Annotated in this window: 23 protein-coding genes; 5 read left to right on the forward strand and 18 right to left on the reverse strand. The window is 70.3% G+C overall.

Annotated elements, in window-relative coordinates; all coding sequences use genetic code 11:
• Positions 1 to 1,609: von Willebrand factor type A domain-containing protein (locus J7346_RS13695; RefSeq protein ID WP_209120532.1), on the forward strand; the 1,609-nt coding region annotated here is incomplete at its 5' end.
• A gap of 66 nt (positions 1,610 to 1,675) precedes the next feature.
• Complete coding sequence (locus tag J7346_RS13700; protein ID WP_209120533.1) at positions 1,676 to 2,326, forward strand: DUF4126 domain-containing protein; 651 nt, start codon at positions 1,676 to 1,678, stop codon at positions 2,324 to 2,326.
• On the opposite strand, the gene J7346_RS13705 is transcribed toward J7346_RS13700, so the two are convergent.
• Positions 2,310 to 3,815, reverse strand: a complete 1,506-nt coding sequence (locus J7346_RS13705; protein ID WP_209120534.1) for an aldehyde dehydrogenase family protein — start codon at positions 3,813 to 3,815, stop codon at positions 2,310 to 2,312. The two genes, J7346_RS13700 and J7346_RS13705, sit on opposite strands and share 17 nt — an antisense overlap.
• Positions 3,816 to 3,944: 129 nt before the next feature.
• On the opposite strand from J7346_RS13705, the gene J7346_RS13710 reads away from it, so the two are divergent.
• Together J7346_RS13710 and J7346_RS13715 are read left to right on the forward strand one after the other, a co-directional pair.
• A complete protein-coding gene (locus J7346_RS13710) occupies positions 3,945 to 4,571 on the forward strand; it encodes a hypothetical protein (protein ID WP_245157891.1) in 627 nt (208 codons plus the stop codon).
• Positions 4,572 to 4,739: 168 nt separating this feature from the next.
• Positions 4,740 to 7,067, forward strand: a complete 2,328-nt coding sequence (locus J7346_RS13715) for an ATP-binding protein (RefSeq protein ID WP_348521515.1) — start codon at positions 4,740 to 4,742, stop codon at positions 7,065 to 7,067.
• Positions 7,068 to 7,070: 3 nt separating this feature from the next.
• Here the strand turns inward: J7346_RS13715 and J7346_RS13720 are convergent, their stop codons facing one another.
• The 17 genes from J7346_RS13720 to J7346_RS13800 all read right to left on the reverse strand — a co-directional run bounded on the left by J7346_RS13720 (position 7,071) and on the right by J7346_RS13800 (position 24,312).
• Positions 7,071 to 7,586: a periplasmic heavy metal sensor gene (locus J7346_RS13720; protein WP_209120536.1), complete on the reverse strand. Its 516-nt coding sequence runs from the start codon at positions 7,584 to 7,586 to the stop codon at positions 7,071 to 7,073.
• Entirely contained in the window at positions 7,583 to 8,020 is a 438-nt protein-coding gene (locus J7346_RS13725) for a hypothetical protein (RefSeq protein ID WP_209120537.1), read from the reverse strand. Before J7346_RS13725 ends, J7346_RS13720 begins: the two co-directional genes overlap by 4 nt.
• Positions 8,017 to 8,625, reverse strand: a complete 609-nt coding sequence (locus J7346_RS13730; RefSeq protein ID WP_209120551.1) for an RNA polymerase sigma factor — start codon at positions 8,623 to 8,625, stop codon at positions 8,017 to 8,019. The genes J7346_RS13725 and J7346_RS13730 overlap by 4 nt, the downstream gene beginning before the upstream one ends.
• 27 nt (positions 8,626 to 8,652) lie before the next feature.
• Complete coding sequence (locus J7346_RS13735) at positions 8,653 to 9,300, reverse strand: EF-hand domain-containing protein (protein WP_209120538.1); 648 nt, start codon at positions 9,298 to 9,300, stop codon at positions 8,653 to 8,655.
• A 64-nt stretch (positions 9,301 to 9,364) separates the two neighbouring features.
• The gene (locus tag J7346_RS13740; RefSeq protein WP_209120539.1) at positions 9,365 to 12,214 is read right to left on the reverse strand and encodes a bifunctional [glutamine synthetase] adenylyltransferase/[glutamine synthetase]-adenylyl-L-tyrosine phosphorylase; all 2,850 of its coding nucleotides are present in this window, start codon (positions 12,212 to 12,214) and stop codon (positions 9,365 to 9,367) included.
• A gap of 26 nt (positions 12,215 to 12,240) precedes the next feature.
• Positions 12,241 to 13,653, reverse strand: coding sequence for a HAMP domain-containing sensor histidine kinase (locus tag J7346_RS13745; RefSeq protein ID WP_209120540.1), 1,413 nt, complete (start codon positions 13,651 to 13,653; stop codon positions 12,241 to 12,243).
• Positions 13,650 to 14,060, reverse strand: a complete 411-nt coding sequence (locus J7346_RS13750; protein ID WP_209120541.1) for an endonuclease domain-containing protein — start codon at positions 14,058 to 14,060, stop codon at positions 13,650 to 13,652. The genes J7346_RS13745 and J7346_RS13750 overlap by 4 nt, the downstream gene beginning before the upstream one ends.
• A 64-nt stretch (positions 14,061 to 14,124) precedes the next feature.
• Positions 14,125 to 14,796, reverse strand: a complete 672-nt coding sequence (locus J7346_RS13755; protein WP_209120542.1) for a response regulator transcription factor — start codon at positions 14,794 to 14,796, stop codon at positions 14,125 to 14,127.
• Between the two features lie 68 nt (positions 14,797 to 14,864).
• Positions 14,865 to 16,415, reverse strand: a complete 1,551-nt coding sequence (locus tag J7346_RS13760; protein WP_245157893.1) for a trypsin-like peptidase domain-containing protein — start codon at positions 16,413 to 16,415, stop codon at positions 14,865 to 14,867.
• 118 nt (positions 16,416 to 16,533) lie between these two features.
• Positions 16,534 to 17,052 carry a cytochrome c-type biogenesis protein gene (locus tag J7346_RS13765; protein WP_209120544.1) on the reverse strand — a complete coding sequence of 173 codons (519 nt, stop codon included), beginning with the start codon at positions 17,050 to 17,052 and terminating at the stop codon, positions 16,534 to 16,536.
• Positions 17,049 to 19,052: a heme lyase CcmF/NrfE family subunit gene (locus J7346_RS13770; RefSeq protein WP_209120545.1), complete on the reverse strand. Its 2,004-nt coding sequence runs from the start codon at positions 19,050 to 19,052 to the stop codon at positions 17,049 to 17,051. The genes J7346_RS13765 and J7346_RS13770 overlap by 4 nt, the downstream gene beginning before the upstream one ends.
• Complete coding sequence (gene ccmE / locus J7346_RS13775; protein WP_209120546.1) at positions 19,049 to 19,519, reverse strand: cytochrome c maturation protein CcmE; 471 nt, start codon at positions 19,517 to 19,519, stop codon at positions 19,049 to 19,051. The genes J7346_RS13770 and ccmE overlap by 4 nt, the downstream gene beginning before the upstream one ends.
• Positions 19,519 to 20,373: a c-type cytochrome biogenesis protein CcmI gene (gene ccmI / locus J7346_RS13780; RefSeq protein ID WP_209120547.1), complete on the reverse strand. Its 855-nt coding sequence runs from the start codon at positions 20,371 to 20,373 to the stop codon at positions 19,519 to 19,521. Before ccmI ends, ccmE begins: the two co-directional genes overlap by 1 nt.
• Positions 20,374 to 20,390: 17 nt before the next feature.
• Positions 20,391 to 21,755: a hypothetical protein gene (locus J7346_RS13785; protein WP_209120548.1), complete on the reverse strand. Its 1,365-nt coding sequence runs from the start codon at positions 21,753 to 21,755 to the stop codon at positions 20,391 to 20,393.
• Positions 21,756 to 21,843: 88 nt separating this feature from the next.
• On the reverse strand, positions 21,844 to 23,244 hold the full coding sequence (locus tag J7346_RS13790) for a sensor histidine kinase (RefSeq protein ID WP_348521516.1): 1,401 nt from the start codon (positions 23,242 to 23,244) through the stop codon (positions 21,844 to 21,846).
• A complete protein-coding gene (locus J7346_RS13795; protein WP_209120549.1) occupies positions 23,241 to 23,921 on the reverse strand; it encodes a response regulator transcription factor in 681 nt (226 codons plus the stop codon). The genes J7346_RS13790 and J7346_RS13795 overlap by 4 nt, the downstream gene beginning before the upstream one ends.
• A 10-nt stretch (positions 23,922 to 23,931) precedes the next feature.
• Positions 23,932 to 24,312 (reverse strand): hypothetical protein, encoded by a 381-nt coding sequence (locus J7346_RS13800; protein ID WP_209120550.1) that lies wholly within the window; start codon positions 24,310 to 24,312, stop codon positions 23,932 to 23,934.
• 255 nt (positions 24,313 to 24,567) lie between these two features.
• Here J7346_RS13800 and J7346_RS13805 point away from each other — a divergent pair, with 255 nt between their 5' ends.
• The gene (locus J7346_RS13805; RefSeq protein WP_245157895.1) at positions 24,568 to 24,993 is read left to right on the forward strand and encodes a hypothetical protein; all 426 of its coding nucleotides are present in this window, start codon (positions 24,568 to 24,570) and stop codon (positions 24,991 to 24,993) included.
• The last annotated feature ends 84 nt before the right edge of the window (positions 24,994 to 25,077 follow it).

Here is a 25,077-nt window from a genome sequence, read left to right on the forward strand (position 1 = left end):
GCCGCCGCCGCCACCACCACCGGCCCGCCCCGCAGTCGTCGCCCAGACCCCCAGCGGCGAACTTGTGGTCGACGGCCGGCCTACGGGACGGCAGGCTGCTGCCGACGAGATCGTCGTCAGCGGGTCGCGGGTCGAGCGTCGGCCAGGATCAGCCGCCCCCTCGATCGTGACCCCGGGCCCGGCGGTCACTCCGCCGTCCACGGAGCGCTACCCCGACGCCACGCCCAATCCGGTCAAGCGCACCGCAGATGAGCCCGTCTCGACCTTCTCGATCGACGTCGACACGGCCTCCTATTCCAATGTCCGGCGCTTTCTCCGCGACGGGCAGCGGCCGCCGCGCGACGCTGTCCGGGTCGAGGAGATGGTCAACTATTTCGACTATGACCTGACCGGTCCCACCTCGCGGGAGGAGCCTTTTGCGGTTAGCACCGCCGTGATCGACTCGCCCTGGAGCCCGGGGCGCAAGGTGATGCATGTGGCGCTCAAGGGCTACGAGCTGCCGCCCCGCCAGCGGCTGCCGCTCAACCTGACCTTCATGGTCGATGTGTCGGGCTCGATGCAGAGTCCGGACAAGCTGGGGCTGGCCCAGCGCTCCATGAACCTGATCATCGACCGGCTGCGACCGCAGGATTCCCTTGCCGTCACCACCTATGCCTCGGGCGCGCGCATCCTGGTCGGGCCGACGCCCGGGACCGAGAAACTGAAGCTGCGCTGCGCGGTGGCCTCGCTGTCCGCAGGCGGATCGACCGCCGGGGCCGCCGGGATGGTCAATGCCTATGACCAGGCCGAGGCCGCCTTTGGCGAGGGCAAGGTCAACCGCATCCTGATGTTCACCGACGGCGACTTCAACGTCGGCGTGACCGAAGACAAGCGGCTGGAGGACTATGTCGCCGAAAAGCGCGAAACGGGCATCTATCTGTCGGTCTACGGCTTCGGGCGCGGCAACTATCAGGACGCCCGCATGCAGGCCATCGCCCAGGCCGGCAACGGCACCGCCGCCTATGTCGATGATCTGGACGAGGCCCGCCGCCTGTTCGGCCCGGCCTTCGACCGGGGTGCCTTCCCCATCGCCGATGACGTCAAGATCCAGGTCGAGTTCAACCCCGCCACTGTGAGCGAATACCGGCTGATCGGCTATGAGACTCGCCTGCTGTCCGAGGCGGATTTCTCGAACGACCGGATCGACGCGGGCGAGGTCGGGTCTGGCGCCACCGTCGTCGCCCTCTACGAGATCACCCCCGTCGGCGGACTCAGCCAGTTGCCGGATCGCCGCTACGCGCAGACCACCGCCTTGACCGGTAACCCTTCGGGCGAATGGGCCTTTGTCCAGGTGCGGTTCAAGCCCCCGGGCAATGACACCTCGCAACTGATTCAGCATCCGGTCACCGGTCAGGACTCCCGCCCCGGCACCGAGGTCCGCTGGGCCGTGGCCGTCGCCGGTGCCGCCCAGTTGCTGCGCGGCGACCCCTGGCTGGCGGTCGATTATGGCTGGGACGATGTCATCGACCTGGCCCAGGGAGCGCGGGGCGACGATCCCTGGGGTCAGCGCGCCGAATTCGTCAACCTGGCCCGCTCCGCATCCGACCTGGGTCCGGTCCGCCAGCCCTGACGTCGCTCCGGGGAGCCGACGGGCCTGCCGAACGTTGGTCCGTCAGGATCGGGTGGAGGACTTCTCATGACGGCTGACATTCTGCAGAGCCTGCCGGCGACCGGCATCCTCGAGACCTGGGTGCTGCCGGTGCTGCTGGCGGTGGGCCTCGCGGCCGCCTCGGGCCTGCGCATCTTCGTGCCCCTGTTCATGGCGGCGCTGGCGGCGCGGTTCCAGCTGTTCGGCATCGAGTTGAATGACGGCATGGTCTGGATGACCTCCAACACCGCCATCGCCGCCCTCGGCCTCGCCACGGTCATCGAGGTGGTGTCCGACAAGGTCCCGGTGCTCGACAATGCCCTGCATGCCGTGGGCCTGATCGCACGGCCGGTGGCCGGGGCCATTGTAGCGGGCTCCATGTTCGCCGGTCTGGACCCGACGGCCGCCGCCATCGCCGGCATCATCGTCGGTGCGCCCACGGCCCTGGCCTTCGGCGCGGCCCAGGGCGGCACGCGGGCGGCCTCGACCCTGTCGACAGCGGGGGCGGCAAATCCCGTGCTCAGCGTCGTCGACGACATTCTCAGCATCGGGACCGTGCTGGTCGCCTTCCTGATGCCGATCCTGATCCCGGTCGTGGTACTGATCGGCTTCCTGATCGTGCGCGCCCTGTACCGCAGCTGGCGCAAGGGCCGTCAGCCGACCACCGTGCCGACTCTGTCCGCTACACGTCGAACCTGACGCCCTGCGCCAGCGGCAGGGCGGTCGAGAAATTCACCGTCTGGGTCTGGCGCCGCATATAGGCCTTCCACGCATCCGAGCCGCTCTCGCGACCGCCGCCGGTGTCTTTCTCGCCGCCAAAGGCCCCGCCGATCTCGGCGCCCGACGGGCCGATGTTCACGTTGGCGATGCCGCAGTCAGAACCCCAGGCCGACAGGAAGGTCTCGGCCTGGCGGACACTGTCGGTGAAGATGCAGCTGGACAGGCCCTGCGGCACCGCATTTTGCATAGCGATCGCCTGATCCAGCTCCCGCCAGGTCATCACATAGAGGATGGGCGCGAAGGTCTCGTGCCGGACGATGGCGCTCTGTTCCGGCATGCGAACGATCGCAGGCCGCACATAGGCCCCGTCCCGGTCCAGTCGCTGACCGCCGGTGACGACCTCGCCGCCCTCGGCCACCGCCTGTGTCAGGGCCGCCGCCATCGCTTCGGCCGAGGCCTCGTCGATCAGCGGGCCGATCAGGGTGCCGTCGTCCCGCGGATCACCGACCGGCAGGGTCTCATAGGCGACCTTCAGCCGCGCGATCAGTCCGTCGGCCAGATCCTCATGAACCAGCAGGCGTCGCAGGCTGGTGCACCGCTGCCCGCAGGTGCCGACCGCAGAAAAGGCGATGGCCCGCACCGCCAGATCCAGATCGGCGCCCGGCGCCACGATCATGGCGTTGTTGCCGCCCAGTTCCAGCAGCGACCGCCCCAGCCGCCCGGCCACATCGACCGCCACGGCCTTGCCCATCCGGGTCGAGCCGGTGGCCGACACCAGCGGAATACGCGGGTCACGGGCCAGGGCCTGACCCACCTCGGCCCCGCCGACCAGCACCTGATTGAGGCCCTCGGGCGCATCCGCGCCAAAGCGGGCCACCGCCCGCTCGAACACCGCCTGCACCGCCAGCGCCACCAGCGAGGTCTTGTCCGACGGCTTCCAGATCACCGGATCGCCGCACACCAGCGCCAGCGCCGCATTCCACGCCCAGACCGCCACCGGAAAGTTGAAGGCCGTGATCACCGCGACCGGCCCCAGCGGCTGCCAGGTCTCGCGCATGTGATGGCCGGGGCGTTCGCTGGGCAGGGTCAGGCCGTACAGCTGGCGAGACAGGCCGACGGCAAAGTCGCACACGTCGATCATCTCCTGGACCTCGCCGAGGCCCTCCGAGGTGATCTTGCCCGCTTCCAGCGTCACCAGCCGGGCCAGATCGTCCTTGGCGACGCGCAACTCCTCACCCAGCAGCCGCACCAGCTCGCCCCGGCGCGGCGCCGGCACCCGCCGCCACGCGTCAAACGCCGCGCAGGCCCGCCCCACCGCCGCCTCCACCTCCCCGGCCGCCGCACCGGCCAGCCGGCCCGCCGACGTGCCGTCGACCGGCGAGCGCGTGGCCATGCCCCCGTCCTGCCAGGCCGGGCTGACGCCCAGCCGCTTCAGGGTATCGCCAAGGTCGTGTGCCGCCGTCGTCATGCTGAGCCTCTCATCGCAATGGCGGACCGCTTAGCCCGTTTTCCCGTCGTCTTCACCCTTGCTTCACCGCGTTTCCCAACCCGTCGCTAACAGGCGCTACCTACAGTGGAGCCACCGAAGGAGGGTTCAATGGCGCGTGCACAGTTCCAGAAGGGACAAAGGGTCTGGGTCGAATGCGTGGGCGTCTGGGCCCGCATCGAACAGGTTCAGCCCGTCTGGGCCAAGGGCTTCGACGAGCCGGTGCGCGTCACCTATGACGTCGGCCTCGGCCGCGAATTCATGGCCCAGGAACTGGCCCCGGCCGTCACCGACACGATCGCCGACGAAGCCGCTTCCAGCTGGCGGATGCTGCGCGCCCGCAACAAGTGGCAGACGGCGGAGGACTGTCCCCACCACCCCTTCCCCGGCACCTATCCCGTCGTGGTCACCGATCCGCAGGACTGGGGCGGCTGGCGCGTGCCGGGCGCCGAATATGACCGTGATCCCGAGCGCATCGAATATCAGGCCCGTCTGATCGCCACCGCGCCGCGCCTGTTCGCCCTCGCCATGGCTCTGGTCGAGTCCGTCTCCGAGCTGCCCGAGGATGCGCCGCCCGAAATGCGGCGGCTGGCCGAACGGGCGCGCGAACTGACCCGTGAAGTGACCGAAGTTCCCGGCAGCGCGCCCACCACCGAACAGGTCACCACGCCCATTTCCGGTCGGGCTCGCCCCCTGCCGGACACCGCAACCGAGTCCCGCGCGACACACGCGGCCTGACACCGGTATTCCGAGCCTCGACACCGGAACGCGACGCAGCTTAGATTCCGCTCTCGACGACAGTTCGGGCCGGGAGAAGACGCTTTGCGCGCCAGCGAGCGACGCATAAACCCCACGGGGCGCCGCAAGAGCGACCGGGGTCGCGCCTCACCCGCGTGGGTGCGGGTGGTGATCCTGGCCGTCGCGCTGGGCGTTGCCAGCTATGTCCTGCTGTTCGGGCGGGAAATGGCCCAGCCCGTCCGCGAATCCGACCAGCTCCGCGATCAGGCCATGGTCGCCGAGGCGGGGCGTCTGGCCACCGACACCCTGCTGCGCATCCGCACCGCCGAACTGGCCCTCGCCGGCCCCTCGCGGGACCTGCCCGCCGACCTCCCGGTCGCCTTCCTCGACGCCTCGGGACAGATCGAGGTGGCGCGCGGGGCCCCCATTGCCGCCTTCCGCCCCTTGCCGGACCTCGCGGGCCCGCCGGTCGCGGACAGCGAGGGGCGCACCCTCTTGATCCGTCGTACCACCGCCGACGGCCGTCAGGCCGTCGTGCGCATCGCCCTGCCCCCGGCAGCGGTGGCGCCCGAGAATGGAATCCTGGGTCTTCGCGTCGGCCGGAAGGTGATCGGGGCGGCCTCGGCATCCACGGAACAGACCGCGACCTGGATGGGGCTGGACGGCCCGGCGCCCGAGACGGACGGCGCCCTGCACGGCGTCCTGCCAGAGGACGGCCCCAGCTTCCGCCGCGTGGCCGTGCCCGTCGGCGATATCGGCATCATGGTGATCGGCGCCCGCCCGGACGCGGTGGGCGCCACGGCCCTGCTGGACGATGCCTGGGTGTTGATGGCGCCCCTTCTGGTCGGCGTTCTGGTGCTGCTGGCCGTCCTGCTGCAGCAGGCCCGCTCGGCCCGCGCCGGACGCGAATGGGCCGAGACCGAGCGTCGCTTCCGGATCGCCGTCGAAGGCGCGCGCTGCGGCGTCTGGGAATGGGATCTCGAGCGCCAGGAAGTGATCCTGTCGGACTATATGGCGGTGTTGATGGGGGTCGAGGGCGCGGGGATCATCCCGGCCGAGACCTTCATGGAACGCGTCCACCCCGAGTTCCGTGAGGCTCTCCATCATGCCCTGCGTCAGGCCGAGACCTTCGGCACCTTCGAGGCCAGCTTCCCGGTGCCCGATGCGAACGGCCGGCCCCGCTGGATCGACGCCCGTGGCCAGTCGCGGGGCGGGCGCGCCGAAACCGGCTTTACGGCCATCCTCGGCGTCGCGCTCGACATCACCGAGGAGCGTCGCGCCAAGGCCCAGGCCCAGGCCGCCGAAGGTCGCCTGCGCGACGGCATCGAGAGCGTCTCCGACGCCTTCGTCCTGTTCGACCGCAACGACCGGCTGACCCTCTGGAACCAGGCCTTCATCGACACCTTCGATTTTGAGCCGGGGCTGGTGCGCAAGGGCGCGAAGAAGGATGACCTCAACCGGATCGCGGCCCTCGCCATCCGCGCCGAACACCCCGCCGCCGGCGGACGCAGCGGCGCCCGCGAAGTCGAGTTGAACGACGGCCGCTGGCTGCAGCTGGTCGAGCGCTACACCACCGACAGCGGCACCGTCGTCACCGCCGCCGACATCACGGCGATCAAGCGTCAGGAAGCCGAGCGCCAGCGCGCCGCCGACTCGCTCCGCGCCATGGTCGAGAAGCTGGAGTCCAGCCAGGAGAAACTCAGCCAGCTGGCCCGCAAATACGAGGTTGCCATGACCCGGGCCGAAGCCGCCAACCAGGCCAAGTCCGAATTCCTCGCCAATATGAGTCACGAGCTGCGCACGCCGCTCAACGCCATCAACGGCTTCTCGGAGATCATGACCGCCGAGATGTTCGGCCCGCTCGGCGACCCGCGCTACAAGGGCTATGCCGCCGATATCCTCAAGTCGGGCCAGCATCTGCTCAGCCTGATCAACGACATCCTCGACATGGCCAAGATCGAGTCGGGCAAGATGACCCTCTATTACGAGGCCGTCTCGGTGCACGACATCTGCGAGGATGCCGCCCGGCTGATGCGCGGCAAGGTGGACGAGGCGGGCCTGCGCCTCAAGGTCGATGCGCCCGACACCTTGCCGGAGCTCCAGGCCGATCACCGGGGCCTGAAGCAGGTCATGCTGAACCTGATCTCCAATGCGGTGAAGTTCACCCCCGAGGGCGGCGAGATCACCGTCCAGGCCCAGCCGGCCGAGGCGGGGATGATTCAGATCGCCGTCACCGATACCGGCATCGGCATCGCCGCCGAGGACGTCGCGCGACTGGCCCGGCCGTTTGAACAGGTCGAGGGCCAGCACTCCAAGACCACCCAAGGCACGGGGCTGGGCCTGGCCCTGACCAAGTCGCTGATCGAGCTGCACGGCGGCCAGATGTGGATCGAAAGCGAACCGGGTCAGGGCACCACCGTGGCCTTCACCCTGCCGCTGGTGCCGCCCGCCGAGGCCGGCCAGGGCGGGCAGGAAGACGACCGTCAGGCCGCCTGAGCCCTAGTTTGCCGGAGGACGGTCGTCGCGGTCGCCCCGCCGCCCGTCCCGGCCTCCCCGACCGCGCGGTCCGTGGCGCGACAGCAGGGGCGCCACCGCCGCCCGCTCCTCGACCGTCAGCGTGTCCAGCAGGGCCGTGGTGTCGTCCTCGATCCGGGAGCGCCCGCGCATTTCTGCCTCGCGCGAGCTGGCCAGCAGGGCGCGCACCGCGGCGCCGTCATAGGGGGTTTCCAGCGCGCGGCTCAGCGCCGCCTTGCGGGCCGTGCGCGCCTCCTCGAAGTCGGGCCGTGCCGCAAGCGCCGACTCGCGCAGCGTCGTCTTCACCCGGTCGCGTGTCTCGGGCGAGAGGGCGGCCATCGCCTCCCAAGGGCCGCGATCACCCCGGCCGGGCCGGCGCTGCTCCTCTACCCGGTTCTCGATCCGGTTCAGCGACACCGCCATGGTGGCAACCGCCGCCAGGGCAAAGACATTGATCACGGCCAGGACAATCAGGCCGATCTTCATTGCGCGGGCGGTCATCCCAGCACCTCCGTGTCATCCAGACCGTTCAGGGTCGCCTGATACAGCACCGCATCCGCCTGCACATCGGCGGTCAGATGGTCCGTCAGGGTGACGCCGAACACCACACCGGCACAGGCCGCCGCCATCAGGCCGGCACCCGACGCCAGCCGGAACCGGTCCATGCGCCAGACCGGCAGGCGGAAGCGCGGCCTGCCGCCCGCGGGGGCCCGTGCGGCCTCCGCCGCCTTCAGCGCCCGGGCAAAGGCCGCCGCGTCCGGCAGGGGGGCCACATGGCCGGCCAGAGCCAGATCCAGCGCCCGCGCCCCGTCCAGCACCGCCTGCCCCTCTGGCGTGCGGGCATACGCCCGGGCAGCCTCGCGCTCGGCCTCGGGCCAGCGGGCGGGATCGACGCCATAGGCGTCCACGATGCTGTGAAAGCGTTCAGCCTTCATCGTCTCTCTCCTTCAGCCGCCGGACCCAGATCGGCCAGCGCTGCTCTCAGCGCCCGCCGCCCGCGCGACAGCAAACTCTCCAGCGCCTCGACGCTGACCCCCATCAACCCGGCGGCCTCGATATTGCCGAGCTCCTGATAGTGACACAGCACGATCGCCTCGCGCTGGCGCTCGGGCAGGGCCATCAGCGCCGCCTCGACGCGCCGGCCCACATCCTGCGCCATCAGCCCGCGATCGGGCCCCGGGCTGTCGTCCACCTGCTCGGGCACGGCGTCCGTGGCCACCTCTCGCCGCCGCCGCAGCCGGTCGTAACAGAGGTTCAGCGCCACCCGGTGCAGCCAGGTGTCGAACTTGGCCTTGCCCGGCGTCCAGCGCGGCGCCTGTTTCCATGCCCTCAGCAGGGTCTCCTGCGCCACGTCCTCGGCCTCGACCGGATCGCCCAGAAGACGGCCGGCCAGCGCCATCATGCGCGGCAGCTTGGCGGAGACCAGGGCCTGGATGGCCTCCGGGTCGCCCCGGGCCACCCGGGCCACCAGTTCCTGATCGGGGTCGGCGATCGCGGCCAATCGGTCGTCCTGTCTCGCAAAAGACTGAGGGCCGTCGATCGCGGATCGCCTCGCCCGTCATCCACCCTACTCCGATGCGGTCGCCGCTTGCGAGCGCCGTTGCTGACGGCGTTCCTGACGCTGCTCGCGCATCGCCTGGCGGGCGCCCTGACGTTCCTCGGCGGTGACATAGCCGTCGCCGTTCGCGTCCATGCGGGCAAAGCCTTCGGCCATGCGCGCCTCGGCCTCGGCGATCACCACCGGGCCACGCTCGCCCCGCATGCCTTCGCCGCCCATACGGGGACCGCGATGACCGCCCCGCATGGCCCGGCGGGGGCCGCGATCGCCGCGTTCGGCCCGACGTTCCTCGCGCCGGTCGGCCCGCGTTTCACGCGCCGCGTCGAACTCGGCGCGTGAGACACTGCCATCGCCATTGGCGTCCAGTCGGGCGAAGTGCCGGTCGGCGCGCTCGTCCTTGCGGGCCTCGCGGACGGCCTGCATTTCCTCGCGGGTGACCGTGCCGTCGCCATTGGCGTCGGCAGCGCGCAGGCGGTCGAGGCGACCAGCGGTGAATTCGGCGCGGCTGATGCGACCGTCGCCGTCGGCGTCGGCGCGGGCCATGCCGCGATCCTGTCGGACCGGGTCCTGGGCGGGGGCCTGCTGGGCCACGACAATACCGGCCGAGGCGGCCAGTGCGACGGCGGCGACGCCGCCGATCCAGATGGAAGTCTTCATGGGTGTTGCTCCTTGATCGTCAGATCGGACGTCCCCTTGTCCACCCGGTCTAACGGAGCGGCCCTCAGGATTCCGTCGCGACCGGCGGAAGCACCTCTTCGAACCGCGCACGGGCCTCGCTGCGAAGGGCCTCCAGATGCGCCTTCAGCCCGGCCATATCGACCTGACCGACCGCCCGGGCCACCCGCGCCTGAAGCCCCTCGGGCTCGTCCTCCGGTCGCGGCATTTCGTTGAAGGCACAGGCGAATATCTGCGCCAGCCCCTGCTGGCTCTTCCATGCCGTGGCCAGTTCCGGATCGTCCGCCAGCCCCCCGAGCGTCGAGACGGTCAGCGGTCCGCCGTCCGGCGCGCCCTTCAGCTGCCGGTACTGGGCGACGAATTCGGCATCGATCAGTCCCCCCGCGACCCGCTTCAGGTCCCAGAAGCCGCCCGGGGACCGGTCGCGCATCATCCGGTCGCGCATGGTGCGCACATCGCGGGCCAGCGTGTCCGTCGTCCGTCCATGGGCGCGGATCACCGCCTCGATGGCCGCGCCTACCCGCTCGCCAAAGGCCGGGTCGCTGGCCCAGACCACCCGCGCCCGTGTCAGCACCATGAACTCCCAGGTGTCGGCCTCGTCCCCGTAATAGCTGTCCAGCCGGGCCAGCTTGACCGACAGCGGCCCCTTGGCGCCCCAGGGCCTCAGCCGCATGTCGACCTCATAGAGCCCCCCCTGGCTGGTGTGGGCCGACAGGGCCGCGATCAGCCGCTGGGTGAAGCGCCCGTACCAGGTCTCGGGCGGCAGGCCCCGCCCCTCGGACAGGGCCTCGGCCGGCGCCTCATGCACCGTCATCAGGTCGAGGTCCGAGGCGGCCGTCATCTCGCGCGAGCCGGCCTTGCCCAGTGCCACGACGGCCACCGCCCCGTCGATCCGGCCCGACTGTCGCGTCACCTCGTCCAGCGCCGCCTGCGCCAACGCCTGGATCGAGGCATCGGCCAGCACCGTATAGGCCCGCCCTGCCGCCTCGACATCGGCCCGCCCCGTCAGGGTCTGCAGGCCGATGCGAAACCGCTGGTCTCGGTGCAGGCGCCGCACCGCATCCATGGCCGCCTCGAAATCATCGGCCGCCGCAGCTTCAGCCCGCATCTGGTCGGCGACCCCCGTGTCGGCGTCCAGCGGGGTCTGGAAGCGCGCGTCCAGCATGCTGTCCAGCGCCGCAGGATCGCGGCCCAGCGCCCGCGCCAGACGGGGGGCCCAGGCCATTACCCGCACCACCAGTTCAAACAGCGCCGGCTGGTTCAGGAACAGCGCCTGGATCTGCACCCCGGCCGACAGGCCCGAGAAGAACACCGCGAACCGGCGAAAGGCCTGATCGGGCGCGCCGGTCGCCGCCAGGGCCTCCAGCAGGCGCGGGGCCAGCCGGGTGAACAGTTCGCGCCCGCGCGCACTGCGGGTGGCGGGGATGCGTCCGTGGTGCCAGCTGCGGATGGTGTCCGAGACCGGGGCGGGCTCCTCAAAGCCCATCCGCTCCAGCGTCGCCAGCGTCTCGGGGTCGTTCTCGACGCCCGTAAAAACCAGACTGCCATAGTCCGACGACAGCGCCTCCTCGCCCTCGAACAGCTCGCCATACAGGGTATTGACCCGGGTCAGCAGGGCCTCGACCCCGGCGTCGAAGGCGGCCAGATCGGCCTCGCCCGCCAGCGCGGCGACCGCCCGGCGGCGGTCCTCCTCGACCGGCAGGGCATGGGTCTGCTCGTCGGCCAGCATCTGCACCCGATGCTCGAGTCCGCGCAGGCGCACATAGGCCTCGTCCAGCGCCGCCCGGGTCGCTTCCGGCACATGCCCGGCCCGGGTCAGGGCCGCCAGCGCCGCCAGCGTGGCAGGCAGCCGCAGGGCCGGATCGCGTCCGCCCAGGATCAGCTGCTGGGTCTGGGCATAGAATTCGATCTCGCGGATACCGCCCCGGCCCAGTTTCAGATTGGCGCCCGCCGCCTCCAGCCCCTCGCCCGTCTTGTGCACATGGATCTGCCGCTTGATCGACTGGACATCGAGGATCGCCTGATAGTCGAGGCTACGGCGCCAGACGAACGGCACCAGCGCCTGAAGGAAATCGCGGCCCGCTGCGCGGTCGCCCAGCACCACCCGCGCCTTGATGAAGGCTGCGCGCTCCCAGTTCTGGCCGACGCCCTCATAGTAATCCAGCGCCATGGGCACGGCCACGACCGGCGGGGTCGAGGATGGATCGGGCCGGAGCCGCAGGTCGACGCGAAACACATAGCCGTCGCCGGTCCGCTCGGTCAGCAGGGCGGCAAAGGCCTGGGCCGCGCGGTCGACGGTGCGCTGCATCTCCACACCCTCAGCCAGGGCGCCCGCCAGCGTCGCCGGGTCGTAGAAGAGCGAGATGTCGATGTCGCTGGAATAGTTCAGCTCCAGCGCGCCATGCTTGCCCATGGCGAGGCCGAACAGGCCCGGCAGCGGGTTGTCGGGATCGGCCGCGGCGACCAGCTTGCCCCGCTCGCGCAGGTCGTGGGCCACGGCCCGGAGCGCCGCCTCGGCCGTCGCATCGGCGAACCGCGACAGGGCCGCCGTCACCGCCTCCAGATCCCAGACCCCGCCCAGATCGGCCAGCGCCGTCAGCAGGTGAAGGTCGGCCTTCAACTGCCGCAGTGGGCGCTTCATCGCCTCGGCCCCGCCGTCCAGCGCCCGCGTCTGCATCAGAATGCCGGCCAGGGTGTCCTCGGGCCGGGCGGCCAGCATCTGCTCCAGCGCCCCGGGGCGTCGCCGCGCCAGCGAGGCCAGATAGGGGCTGGCGGCAAACACGGGTTCCAGCGCCGGCCAGCTTGCGTCGAGCAGCGTCGCGGGCATCGCCTCGGCCAGTTGCGCCTTCAGCGTCTCAAGCCCCGGCGAGGCCAGCGTCGGGCCGCAGGGCCTCATCCGGGGACCGAGGGCGTCCGGTGCCGTCACGGCGCCGCGGCCAGAACCAGCGCGACCCTCAGGCCGGGGCCGGAGCCGTTGAACACGCCCGGGCCTTCATCCAGCTGGATGCGCCCGCCATGGGCCTCCATGACCGCCCCGACCAGCGCCAGCCCCAGTCCCGACCCCGGCTCGGTCCGGCTGTTGTCCAGACGCACGAAGCGCTCGATCACCCGCCCCCGGTCCGCTTCGGGCACGCCCGGCCCGGTGTCGGTCACGGAAAACTCGATCTCACCCGACGACCGCCGGCGCGCCCGCAGTTTCACCGCCCCGCCCTCGGGCGTGTATTTGATGGCATTGTCGATGATATTGGCCAGCGCCTGGGTCAGGAAGGGCCGGTTGCCGACGATGTTCAGCCCGCGCTCGATCTCGGCCGAGAACTCCAGCCCCTTGTCCTCGCCCGCCGGCTCGTACAGCTCGGCCAGGTCGGCGGCCAGGTCGGCCGCATCGAACAGCCTGGCGTCGGGGATGTTGCCCGACCCCGCCGCCGCCTGCAGCCGGGCGATGGCCAGCACGGTGTTGAACGTCTTGAGCAGATCGTCGGCCTCGGACAGGGCCAGCTCCAGCGCCTCGGTGCCGCTGACCTTGCCGGCCTCGGCGTCGATCAGCGCCACTTCCAACTTGGCCCGCATGCGGGTGAGCGGCGAGCGCAGGTCATGGGCGATGGCGTCGCCGGCATGGCGGATCGAGGCCATCGAGGCCTCCAGCCGGTCCAGCATGCCGTTCAGCCCCTGGCCCAGCTCGTCCAGTTCGTCGCCCGATCCGCGCACCGGCACCCGCGCCTTCAGATCGCCGCCCTGCACCGCCAGCACGACCCGGTTCAGCCGGCCCATGGCCCGCTCCAGATTGCGGCTGACCAGCAGCCCGCCGATCAGGCCCAGCAGCACGACGATCCCCATCGCCCCCCACAGGGCCTGGGTCAGCCGGCCCAGATAGGCTTCTGTATCGCCCAGCGACTGGCCGACGAACAACTGTTCGCCGCCGCGCAGGGTCATCTGCACACCGCGGGACTGCGGACGCACGACCCGCCCGTCGGGCAAAGTGTCGGTCATGGGAAAGGTGTGCCAGACGGTGCCCCCCTCATAGTCCTGGATCGGCGAGACATTGAGGCTGCCGGTCACCCGGTTCCCCTCGGCGTCGATCAGCAGGTACAGGAAGTTGTCGCGGCTCAGCGTCCGGTCGATGACCGCCATGTTCAGGGCGTCAAAGCCCCGCGCATCATAGATGCCGGTCAGGGTGGTGACTTCGGCGCGCACCGCCTCCTCGGCCCTCAGTCGCGCCTCATTGGCCGAGGCGACATAGACCCACGCCAGCACTGCCGCCGCCGCCGTCGCGAACAGCGCCAGAAACAGCAGCGTCAGCCGGAAGGGCGTCCGCCGGAAGAGGGAGGGGAGCTTCACAGGCTAGTTCTCTCTCCCTCCCCTCTATGGGGAGGGACGGTGGCGCGAAGCGACACCAGGGTGGGGGAGTCATTCAATTGAGCGAGAATACAGTCCATTACGCCATCAACATTGTCGCGGATGGAGGCGTTGTCGAAACGGAGCGTCCTGAAGCCCTCGCGCCTTAACACTCCATCCCGGACACGGTCGTGGCGCGCCTGCTCCTCATCCCCGTGAACCGCTCCATCAACTTCAATGACAAGATGGTGCTTGAAGCACACGAAATCGAGGAAGTACCCTCTGAACGGAGCTTGTCGGCGAAAATGAAAGCCCTGCTTTCTCAGTGCCTTGAGTCGGGACCACATTCGCGCCTCGGGTGGGGACAGGGTCTTTCGCATCTCACGGGCGCGTTCGATCTTTCCTGACATGGAAGCCTCCCCACCCTGACGGCTTCGCCGTCATCCCTCCCCATAAAGGGGAGGGAGAATTCCATCACGCCTCCAGCCGGTATCCCGCGCCGCGCACGGTCTGCAGCATGGCCTTGTCAAAGCCCTTGTCGATCTTGGAGCGCAGGCGGCTGATGTGCACGTCGATGACGTTCGTCTGGGGGTCGAAGTGATACTCCCAGACCTTCTCCAGCAGCATGGTGCGGGTCACCGACTGGCCGGCGTGGCGCATCATGAACTCCAGCAGCTGGAACTCGCGCGGCTGCAGGTCGATCTCCTGGCCGGCGCGGTGCACCTCGCGGCTGATCAGGTTCATCTCCAGATCGCCGACCTTGAGCACGGTCGCGACCGAGCCGGTCTCGCGACGGCGCGACAGGGCCTCGACCCGCGCGATCAGTTCGGCAAAGGCATAGGGTTTGACCAGATAGTCGTCGGCCCCGGCCTGCAGGCCCGTCACCCGGTCCTCGACCTCGCCCAAGGCCGACAGGAACAGCACAGGCGTCTGGTCGCCGTTCTTGCGCACCGTCTCGACCATGCCGACGCCGTCGAGGCGCGGCATCATCCGGTCGACCACATAGACGTCATAGCCACCCTTCTGGGCCTCGAGCAGGCCAAAGGCACCGTCCACGGCATGGACCACCTCATGGCCGGCCTCGGTCAGGCCCCGGACCATGGCCGTCGCCGCTTCGGCGTCGTCCTCGACCACCAGAATGCGCATCGCCCTCTCCCTTCCTTCCCGCCCCTGCGGGATTCGTCCTCGATGATAGCCGATCCCGGCCGGTTTCCTTACTGCGTTGTGGCCGGAGTCCGCGGTCGCGCCGCCGCCCGCGCCGGGACGTCCATCAGCAGCGCCCCGTTGCCGCCCGCCGACCAGACCAGCAGGAAGATCTCGTCCCGCCCGGCCTCGCGCGCCCGGGCCAGTTCCGCCTCGACGTCAGCGAGCGCGCGGGCCGGCTTCAGCCCGGCCTGCATGACGACCATGCCGGGTCGAAGCGGACTGTCTCCGATCCGGCCGTTCGCCACGATCACCAGTCCATCGACCCCCGCCGGAATGTCGTACTTGCGGCGCAGGTCCGGCGACATGGGGGCCAGGGTCAAGGCCCCGATCCGCACCCCCTCGCTGGGGGCGCCCGCCGGGCGCTGGGGAACCGGAGCATTCAGTTCCTCAAGGGAGGGACGCCTGGCCGCCTTCACCCGCGCGACCAGACGCCGCTCGCCACGAAGGACCACGACCTCCAGCGTCTCATTGACCGCCGCCGCGCCGACCCGGCGGGTCAGATCGGTCGCATCGACGACGGGCAGCTCATTCATCTCAACCACGATGTCGCCGGGGCGCAGGCCCCCGCGCGCCGCAGGACCGCCGGGGGTCACCTCTATGACCATCGCGCCCTGCATGCCCGCATCCAGGCCGAGGGCCTCCCGATAGGGTTCCAGATCGGCGATCTGGACGCCGAGGTAGCCGCGCTCGATCTGCTCGCCGCGCATCAGCCGGTCGGTGATGGCCTTGGCGGTCTCGGCCGGAATGGCAAAGCCGATGCCGATCGACCCGCCGGTCGGCGAGAAGATGGCCGTGTTCACGCCGATCACCCGACCATAGATGTCAAAGGTCGGACCGCCGGAATTGCCCCGATTGATGGCCGCGTCGATCTGGATGTAGTCGATATAGTTGCTGGAGGCGTCGCGCAGGTCGCGCGACTTGGCAGAAACGATGCCCGCCGTGGCCGTCCCGCCCAGTCCGAACGGATTGCCGACCGCGATCACCCAGTCGCCGACGCGCGGCTCGGCCGATTCCTCGAAGCTGACATAGGGATAGTTGCCGCCCTCGACCTTGATCACGGCCAGGTCGGTGCTCTCGTCGCGCCCCACCAGACGCGCGGGCAGAACCCGGTTGTTGGCCAGCCGGACGGTGATCTCCTCGGCATTGGCGATCACATGGTTGTTGGTGACGATGTAGCCGTCGGGCGAGATGAAGAAGCCCGAGCCCGCACCCATGGCGGTCTCGCCCTCCTCGTCTCCTCCCTCGCCCTCGGGCACCTGGAAGTCGAACGGCAGGCCGGGAATCTGCATCCCGTTGGTGGAGGGCCGGGCGATGCGGGTCCTCACATCGATCTGCACCACTGCGGGCGCCACCTGGTTGAAGATGTCGGCGAAGCTGACCGGGGCGCCGGGCGGCGGACCGAAGGCGGCACCGGGCGCACCGGCGGACGGCGTGATCGGTCCGTTGACCGACAGCAGGCTGCCTTCCATGCCGGGCCAGCGAATCAGCCCGCCCGCCGTGGCGATCACCGCCACCAGCAGGCCGGCGACCGCACCGATGATGAACTCCTTGCGCTTCAACGTCCGCTTCCTGTTCGATCTCGCGCCGCGCCCGAAGGGGACCGGCATGTCCTTGACGATATAGGGCCTTGGGCCGGATCACCAATCGCTGCGACGCAACAGGGAAAGGTGGTGTCGGCTATCCTTGGGTTTTCGGCGGCGAAGTTGCGTCATCTTCGGGGCCGGACGTTGCAGCCTTGAGAAGGTCCTGCACCGCAAGACGTTCAGACTCCGTCAATTCCGCCGGGCCCTCGGCGACCGGCCTGCGACGGCCGATCCAGACCAGCACCACCCCGCCCCCCAGCACCAGAGCCAGCGGCAGCCCCCACAGCACCAGGGTCCCGGCCCGCAGCGGCGGCGTGAACAGCACATAGTCGCCGTATCGCGCCACCAGTCCCTCGCGGATCTCGGCGTCGCTCTCACCCGCCGCGATCCGGTCGCGCACCCAGCGGCGCATGTCCGAGGCTACGCCCGCAGGCGAGTCGGCGATCGACTCATGCTGACAGACCACGCAGCGGATCTCGTTGAACAGGGCCTGGGCGCGGGCCTCCTGCTCCGGGCGGGCCAGCGGCTGGTCCGGCGTCGCCGGGGGTTCCTGGGCGAACGCCGCCCCGGACAGACCCGCCATCATCAGAAGCGTCAGGATCAGGCGCCTCATGCGCTCCTCCGGCGCCGCGCCACATCCGCGGTCCGCAGGCGGCGATCCATCAGCGACAGCAGCCCGCCCAGCGCCATCAGCGCCGGTCCGAGGAAGATCAGCCGCGCCCAGGGATTCCAGTTCATGCGCACCGTCCACGCCCGGCCGCCGCTCTCGCCGGCCCGCCGTTCGCCCAGTACCAGATAGACGTCGTCCAGACCGTGGAAGCTCAGCCCCACTTCGGTCGTGGTCTGTCCGCCCGCCGGGAAGAAGCGTCGCTCGGCCCGCACCATTTCCGGGCGCCCGCCGCCCAGCGGCTCGACATCCAGCGTGGCGCGCTCGGCCAGATAGTTCGGCCCCTCGACGATCTCGACCGCCCGCAGAGTGGCCTGGTACGGCCCGGCCGCGACCGTCTGGCCGATCTCGAGCGGACGGGCCGCCTCGACCTTCAGCCCGGTCTCGACCACCGCGCCCAGGACAAACAGGCCGAGGCCCGCATGGGCCGCCGTCATGCCCCAGGCCGCCAGCGGCAGGGCCCGCACCCGCCGTCCCAGCTCACCCGCCGACCGCTTGCCGAACAGGCGCACCCGCTCGGCCAGCTCGGCCAGCGCCCCCAGCACCAGCCACGCCCCCAGCGCCAGACCGGCTCCGGTCAGCGCCTGACGGGGCTGGAACAGGGCCCAGATCACGACCGCGAACACCAACGACAGACCCGCCGCCCAGGCCAGTCTCTGCAAGGCTCCGATGGCATCCCCGCGCTTCCAGGCCAGCAGCGGTCCCATGGGCAGGATCAGCAGGGCCACGGCCATCAGCGGGGTGAAGGTCACGGCGAAATAGGGAGGGCCGACCGAGATGGTCGCCCCGCCCGCCGCCTCGAGGATCAGCGGATAGAGCGTCCCGACCAGCACGGTTGCGGCCGCCACCGACAGGAACAGATTGTTGAGCACCAGTGCGCCCTCGCGGCTGATCGGGGCAAACAGGGCCTTGCCCGTCAGCTGCCCGGCCCGGAGCGCGAACAGGGCAAAGGCCGCCCCCGCGGTCAGGCCAAGGATGCCCAGCAGCATCAGTCCCCGCTCGGGGTCGACGGCAAAGGCATGCACACTGGTCAACACGCCTGACCGCACCAGGAAGGCGCCCAGCATCGACAGGGTGAAGGCGACCAGCGCCAGAAATACCGTCCAGCCGATCAGTGCCCCGCGCCGCTCGGTCACGACCGCGCTGTGTAACAGGGCCGCAGCGGCCAGCCAGGGCATGAAGCTGGCGTTCTCGACCGGGTCCCAGAACCACCAGCCGCCCCAGCCCAGTTCGTAATAGGCCCAGAAACTGCCCAGCGTGATGCCGGCGGTCAGCAGGGCCCAGCTGGCCAGCGCCCACGGCCGGATCCAGCGTCCCCAGGCGGGCCAGAACCCGGCCCCCGGCCGCCCCTCGATCAGGGCCGCGACCGCCAGCGAGAAACACACCGACAGGCCGACATAGCCGCCGTAGAGCAGCGGCGGGTGGAAGGCGAGCGCCGGGTCCTGCAACAGCGGGTTCAGCGACGCCCCCTCGACCGGCACCGGATCCATGCGACCGAACGGGCTGGAAGTGAACAGCACAAAGGCGAGGAACAGCGCGCCCAGTCCGCCCTGCACAGCCACGGCCACGGCCTTGAGCCCGAACGGCAGCCCCCCGGCCCCCGTGCGGGCCCGCGCCAGCATCGCGCCGAAGCCCGTCAGCACCAGACACCACAGCAGCAGCGAGCCCTCGTGGCTGCCCCAGGCGCCGGCCACCTTGTAGAGCATCGGCTTGTCCGTGTGGCTGTTGGAAGCCACGTTCGACACCGAAAAGTCCGAAACGACGAAGGCCCAGATCAGCACCAGAAAGGCCAGCACTACGGCCAGGCAGGCGGCCAGGGCGGCGCCCTCTCCGGCCCCCGCCAGAACCGGGCTGGCGCGCATCCGTCCGGCAACCGACAGACCGGCCTGCAGCACGCTGAGCGCCAGGGCGAGGCAAAGGGCAAAGGCCCCCAGTTCGACGATCACGGTTGGGCCTCGCCGCTCTCGGGGCGCCATTCCCCGCGTTCCTTCAGCCGTTCGGCGACCTCGCGCGGCATGTAGGTCTCGTCATGCTTGGCCAGCACCTGCCGGGCGACAAAGGTCCTGTCCGCGCGGAACTCACCCTCGACCACCACGCCCTGCTCTTCCTTGAACAGGTCGGGCAGGTCGCCCTGATAGACGACGGGCGTCGAGGCGGCATTGTCGGTCACGCGAAAGCGCACCCGGCCGCCGTCCTCGTGGACCACGCTGCCCGCCTCGACCAGACCGCCCAGCCGCATGGCCCGGCCGGGCGGCGCAGCCTCGACCGTCGCCTCGGACGGCGAGACGAAAAAGGTCACCGTGTCCTGCATGGCCCACAGGCTCAACCCCACGGCCAGCGCCAGCACGGGCGCCACGGCCATCAGCACCCACATGCGGCGGCGCGCCTTCGGCGATTTCGGCATCCAGCCCATCAGCCAGCCCCCCCGGGCCGGGCCGGCAGCCGCGACTCCAGATCCACACGGCGCGGATCGGCGGGCGACAGGGCCGCGATCAGCGGGCCCCACATCTCATGCACCCGGGGGGCGTCCCCGCGCTCAAGCGCCAGTTCGCCGAGGAAATAGCGCGCGCCCAGCTGGTTCGGGTCCAGCTCCAGGGCCCGGGTAAAGGCCATTTCCGCGTCCTCGCCGACCTCGCCGTCCTGGGTCCGGACCAGCGCCTCGCCCAGCCGGGCCCAGGTCTGGGCGTCCCCGGGCTTGAGCGCCGCGGCCCGACGCAGCGCCTGGGCCGCGCCAATCGAATCTCCGGCCTCGAACCGGGCCGCGCCCAGCAGCGCCTGGGCCTCGAAACTGTCGGGGCGGGCCTCGGCCTCGCGCCCCATCACGGCGGCCAGACGCGGGGCGTCCAGCATGCCGGGGGTCTCGGCCCACTCGGCCACCCGCCGGGCGTAGGGTTGATCGGGCACGCCGGGATTGCCTTGCCAGATATAGAGGCCCAGCGCGCCCAGCACGCCCGCGGCCACGCCGCCCAGCACCCAGCTGGCATGGCGGGCCTGGGCCCGGTCGTCCAGAGGCTCCGCCAGCCCGGCGGCCACGGGGTCCAGATGCCGGCGCGCCACCTCGGCCCGGGCGGTTTCCAGCGCCTCTCCGGCCAGCACGCCCCGCGCCGCCATCCGGTCCAGTTCGGCCAGATCGCGGGCCAGGGCACGTCCCCGCACTGCATCCGTCGCCACGGGCATGCCCTGCCGGCCGCCGCTTCGCGCAGCGCTCAGGATCAGCAGCCCCGCCAGCGCGCAGGCCAGTCCCGTCAGGGTCCAGAAGATCAGCATGCCCGGCGTTTAGCCGATCAGGCGGCCTCGGGCGAGGCCCTGTACGGCGGCATGGCGTGAATCGTCGCAGTGGCGCGGCGTCGCACCGTCCGGGCCGCCTCGGGCGCCTGAAGGTGCGTCAGGAAGCGGGCCACGATGTCCATCAGGGCCAGGGCGCGGTCCACGTCCTCGACCTCCCCCCCGTGGATCAGGTCAAAGGCCTCGTCGGCATGGCGGCCCAGCATCCCGACCAGGGCATCCGCCTGCCGCTTGCGATCAGACTCACACCCGAACACGGCCGCCGCCGAATGGACGGACCCCAGCATCCGCACCTGGACCTCCGCAGTGGCCAGCGCCTCCGAGGCCGGATCAACGGTCAGGTCCGGCACCTTGCGGGTCATCCGCCCGGCCAGCGTCGCACGGGTCATCGGCAGGGCTGCCTCGACCGCCCGGCTGGTCCCGCGGATGGTATCGCTCAGGCGTTTGGCCACCTTGGTGCGGGCCTCCCGCACGCTCTGGCCCCAGGCGCTGCCGGGCTGCATCTCCAGGGTGACGTCCAGCTCATTGAGGGTCACCGCGCACCAGTTGATGTCCTCCAGTCGCGCAACCGCCTCGGTGGCGGCGTCGGGTCCGGGCCGGAAAGCCGCGATACGGTCCGCGCGCACACTGATCCCGTCGATCAGGCGCTGGATGAACACGGCCATTTCCGTCCCGCTCAGGAAGTCGTCACGCCCCGCCGAGCCGCTGGTCTGGGTCACCAGACGCAGCACCAGCGCCGCGTCGCGCAGATGGGCGAACAGTATGTCCATCAGGCGCGGTGCCCCGTCCTCGTGGATTTCGGCGGCATCGCGAATGGCCAGCCGCAGGTCGGCCAGACTGTCGCCGTCGGGGCGACCCAGCCAGGTCTCCAGATGGTTGAGCGCCTTTCGCGCCAGATGCGCCAGATCCAGACAGCGGGCCAGCATTGCCAGCCCCTCCTCGCGCTGATCGGCAGCCAGCCCCTCGGGCCAGACGGCCGCGGGGCGATCCCGGACGGCGGCCGCTGCGGCCAGGCACAGCCGGTCCGCCACCACCGGCGCATCCGGCGCATAGCGGTCCAGCCGTTCCAGCAGGTCCAGTTCGCTCTCGCGCGCCACCGCCCACAGACGCGGCAGGACGGAGGCCGGAAAGGTCAGGGCCTCGATACCGTCCGGACGCGGACGAAACATCGGAACGAGCGGCTGTAGCGCCAGATCACGGCGCTTCTGTTCCTGGCCCGCCTCGACCAGCATACGCCCCAGCTCGCGCGCCTTGTCGCCCGGCCAGCTGCCGACAGCACGGCGCAGGCCGTCCAGCAGGGGCGGCGGGCACAGGGTGATCAGATGCGCCAGGGCGGCACGATGGGCGACCGATAGACCGGCCATGGACACTCCACGCGAACAGCACGTGTCCCCACACTGGCCGGGCCAGGGTTAATAATCCGTCCACCCTGTTTCAGCGTTGCAGGCAGTCTCAGCCCTCGGCGGCGGGCAGGTCCAGCACAGCCTTCAGCCCGCCCATCTCGCTGCGGGACAGGGCGACGCGCCCGTTATAGGCCTTGGTCAGATCATCGACGATCGACAGGCCCAGACCCGATCCGGGCGCATCCTCGTCCATGCGGGTGCCGCGCTTGAGCGCCGCTTCCCACTGGTCCTCGGCCAGACCCGGCCCGTCGTCCTCGACCACCACCACCATCTGGCCCAGACCGGTCCCCCCGGCGCTGACCCGCACGCGCCGCTTTGCCCATTTGCAGGCGTTCTCGATCAGATTGCCGAGGATCTCCTGCAGATCCTGACGCTCGCCCCGGAACATCAGGTCGTCGGGCGCGCGCCAGTCGATCTCGACACCTTTTGACGCGAACACCCGCTCCAGCATCACGGCCATCTCGTCCAGAACCTCGGCCACCGGGGTACGCTCGCCCAGCCCCTGCGCGCGGGCGGCGGCGCGCGCCCGGCGCAGATGGTGATCGACCTGGTCCTTCATCACCCGGCTCTGGCGGGTGACCACTTCGGCCAGGGGATCGGTCCTGCCCTCGGCCTCGGCCAGCATGACCGACAAGGGCGTCTTCAGCGCATGGGCCAGGTTGCCGACGTGGGTCCGCTGGCGCTCCACCACCTCGGTATTGTGGTCCAGCAGGCGGTTGACCTGTTCGGCCAGCGGCTGGATTTCCAGCGGATAGGTGCGCTCGATCCGGCCCGAGCGGCCCTTTCTCACATCCGCGATTTCATTCCTCAGCAGGAACAGCGGGCGCAGGCCGATCCGCACCTGCATGAACACCGCCGCCACCAGCCCCAGCCCCAGGATCAGCAGGGCGATCCAGGTGAAGGTGGCAAAGGCCCGCGTATCGGCATCGATGTCCGACCGGTCCATGCCTGCCATGAACACCAGCGGCCGCTCGCGTCCCGGCAGCACCTTGACGCTGGCCGCGATCCGGAGCGGCCGGTCGACCGGGCCGATAGCCGTGTAACTCAGGGTGCGCCCGCGCTCCAGGCGCGCCGGCATGTCCCTGGGGATCAGCAGGTCCTCGCCCGCCAGCGACGGCGAGCGTTCCAGGATGCGCATCCCGCCCCGCCCGTCGAATTCGGCCACCACCCAGTACTTGCCCGACAGGGGGCGCAGCGTCCGCGAATCCTGGATTTCGGCGACCGATACCTGGCCCCCGACCACGGTCGTGGCCAGCACCACCTCGTCGATGGTTTCCGCCAGGGCATAGCCCATGCGGCGCAGCGCCGATTCCTGATACTGGCTGGTCAGCATCCAGCCCGTCAGCACCAGCGCCACCGCCATCCAGGCCGAGGCCAGCCAGATCAGACGCCGGGTCAGCGAGCGACCGGGGCGCCCAAACGCCCGTCCGGCCCAGACCTGCCAGTTCACGCGGCCTCGGACTCGCCCGGCAGGGCCGTCAGCCGATAGCCCAGCCCGCGCACCGTCTCGATCCGGTCGGCGCCGATCTTCTTGCGCAGCCGCCCGACGAACACCTCGATGGTGTTGGAGTCGCGGTCAAAGTCCTGGTCGTACAGGTGCTCGACCAGTTCGGTGCGGCTGATCACCCGGCCCTGATGCATCATCAGATAGTGCAGCAGCCGGTATTCCAGACTGGTCAGGCGCAGCGGCTCGCCGTTCACATTGGCCCTTGCCGCGCGCGGATCCAGCCGCAGCCCACCGCAGGACAGGGTCGCGGACGCAATGCCCGCCGAACGCCGCAGCAGCGCCCGCAGACGCGCCAGCAGCTCTTCGGTGTGGAAGGGCTTGGTCAGATAGTCATCGGCGCCCGCATCGAACCCGGCCACCTTGTCGGACCAGGCTCCGCGCGCCGTCAGGATCAGCACCGGCGTGGTCTTGCCCTCGCGGCGCCAGCGCTCCAGCACCGAGACCCCGTCGACCTTGGGCAGGCCCAGGTCCAGCACGATCACATCATAGGGTTCGGTGTCGCCGAGGAAGTGCGCCTCCTCGCCGTCGGGCGCGTGGTCGACCGCATAGCCGGCATCGCCCAGGGCGGCCTTCAGCTGGCGCGACAGGTCGGCGTCATCCTCGACAAGCAGTACACGCATGGAATTCCTCTTATCTTTCGGCGTCGACGCCGATGTCGATCACGCGGCCGTCGCGCTGTTCAAAGCGGAACACGTGCTGGCCGGCGCGCATGCCCATATAGCCGACATAACGCGCGCCGCCCGCCCGCGACTGGGCAATCCGCTGGGCCTCGGCCTCGCTCACCCGGCGCGAGCGCTGGTCGCGTTGGCTGTCCTGGCGGTCGCGTCCGCGCGGATCCTGACGGCCGCGGGGGTCCTGATCCTGCCAGATCCAGTCGGGATCTGCGGCTGCGGCCCCGGCGGGCACATCCCCGACCGGCGCCGCCATGGCGGAACCGGCCAGCATCATCACCCCCAGCACAAGGCCGGTGGCGGCACAGGTCATCAGACGGTGGGTCAGGGTGCGGGTCATGGAAGGGGTTTTGGGCCCGGGGCTCTGAACGGAGGCTGAACGGTCAGTCTAGACTTATTTCACCGTCGCGACAGCCGCCTCTCGTGAAAGTCGCCCCTTATCCCCTCGCGCGCGAGGGGCGGACGGTCATGGAGGCGAATTCATCCGCATGAACCGAACCTGAAACGGCCTGTTCAGATTGGGCTCAGCCGCGACCTGCTTTTCTGCGGTCAACGTCGCCCCACCCCGGACGACGCGTGTTGAAAGGATACGACCATGATCAAGAAGATTCTCATCCCCGCCCTGGCCCTCGCCGCCACCTCGGTCGCCCTGCCGGCCGCCGCCCAGAGCTTCAGCGTCACCGTCGGCACGCGCGCTCCGGCCTATGCCCCCGGTTACGGCTATGACCGCCACGACCGGTATGACCGCTACGAGCGCGACTGGGTGTCGATCAACCAGCGCCAGCGCCAGCTGGACCGCCGCATCGACCAGGGCATCCGCAACGGCCAGCTGACCCGCCGTGAGGCCCAGGGCCTGCGCCGCGACTTCAACCAGCTGGCCCGGCTTGAGGCGAACTATCGTCGCAACGGCCTGAGCCGCTGGGAACGCCAGGACCTCGATCGTCGTTTCGATGCCCTGGAAGCCCGCATCCGCTACGAGCGTCGCGATCGCGATCGCAACCGTGGTGGTCACCGCTGGTAAGACATAAGGCGGCGTCCCCAAGGACCCGCCTCCGCAGGCCCCACCCCTCCCCTCGCACGGGGCCTGCCCCCCGGGGCGCGATCG

The organism is Brevundimonas sp. A19_0 (assembly GCF_017744255.1).
GTDB lineage: Bacteria > Pseudomonadota > Alphaproteobacteria > Caulobacterales > Caulobacteraceae > Brevundimonas.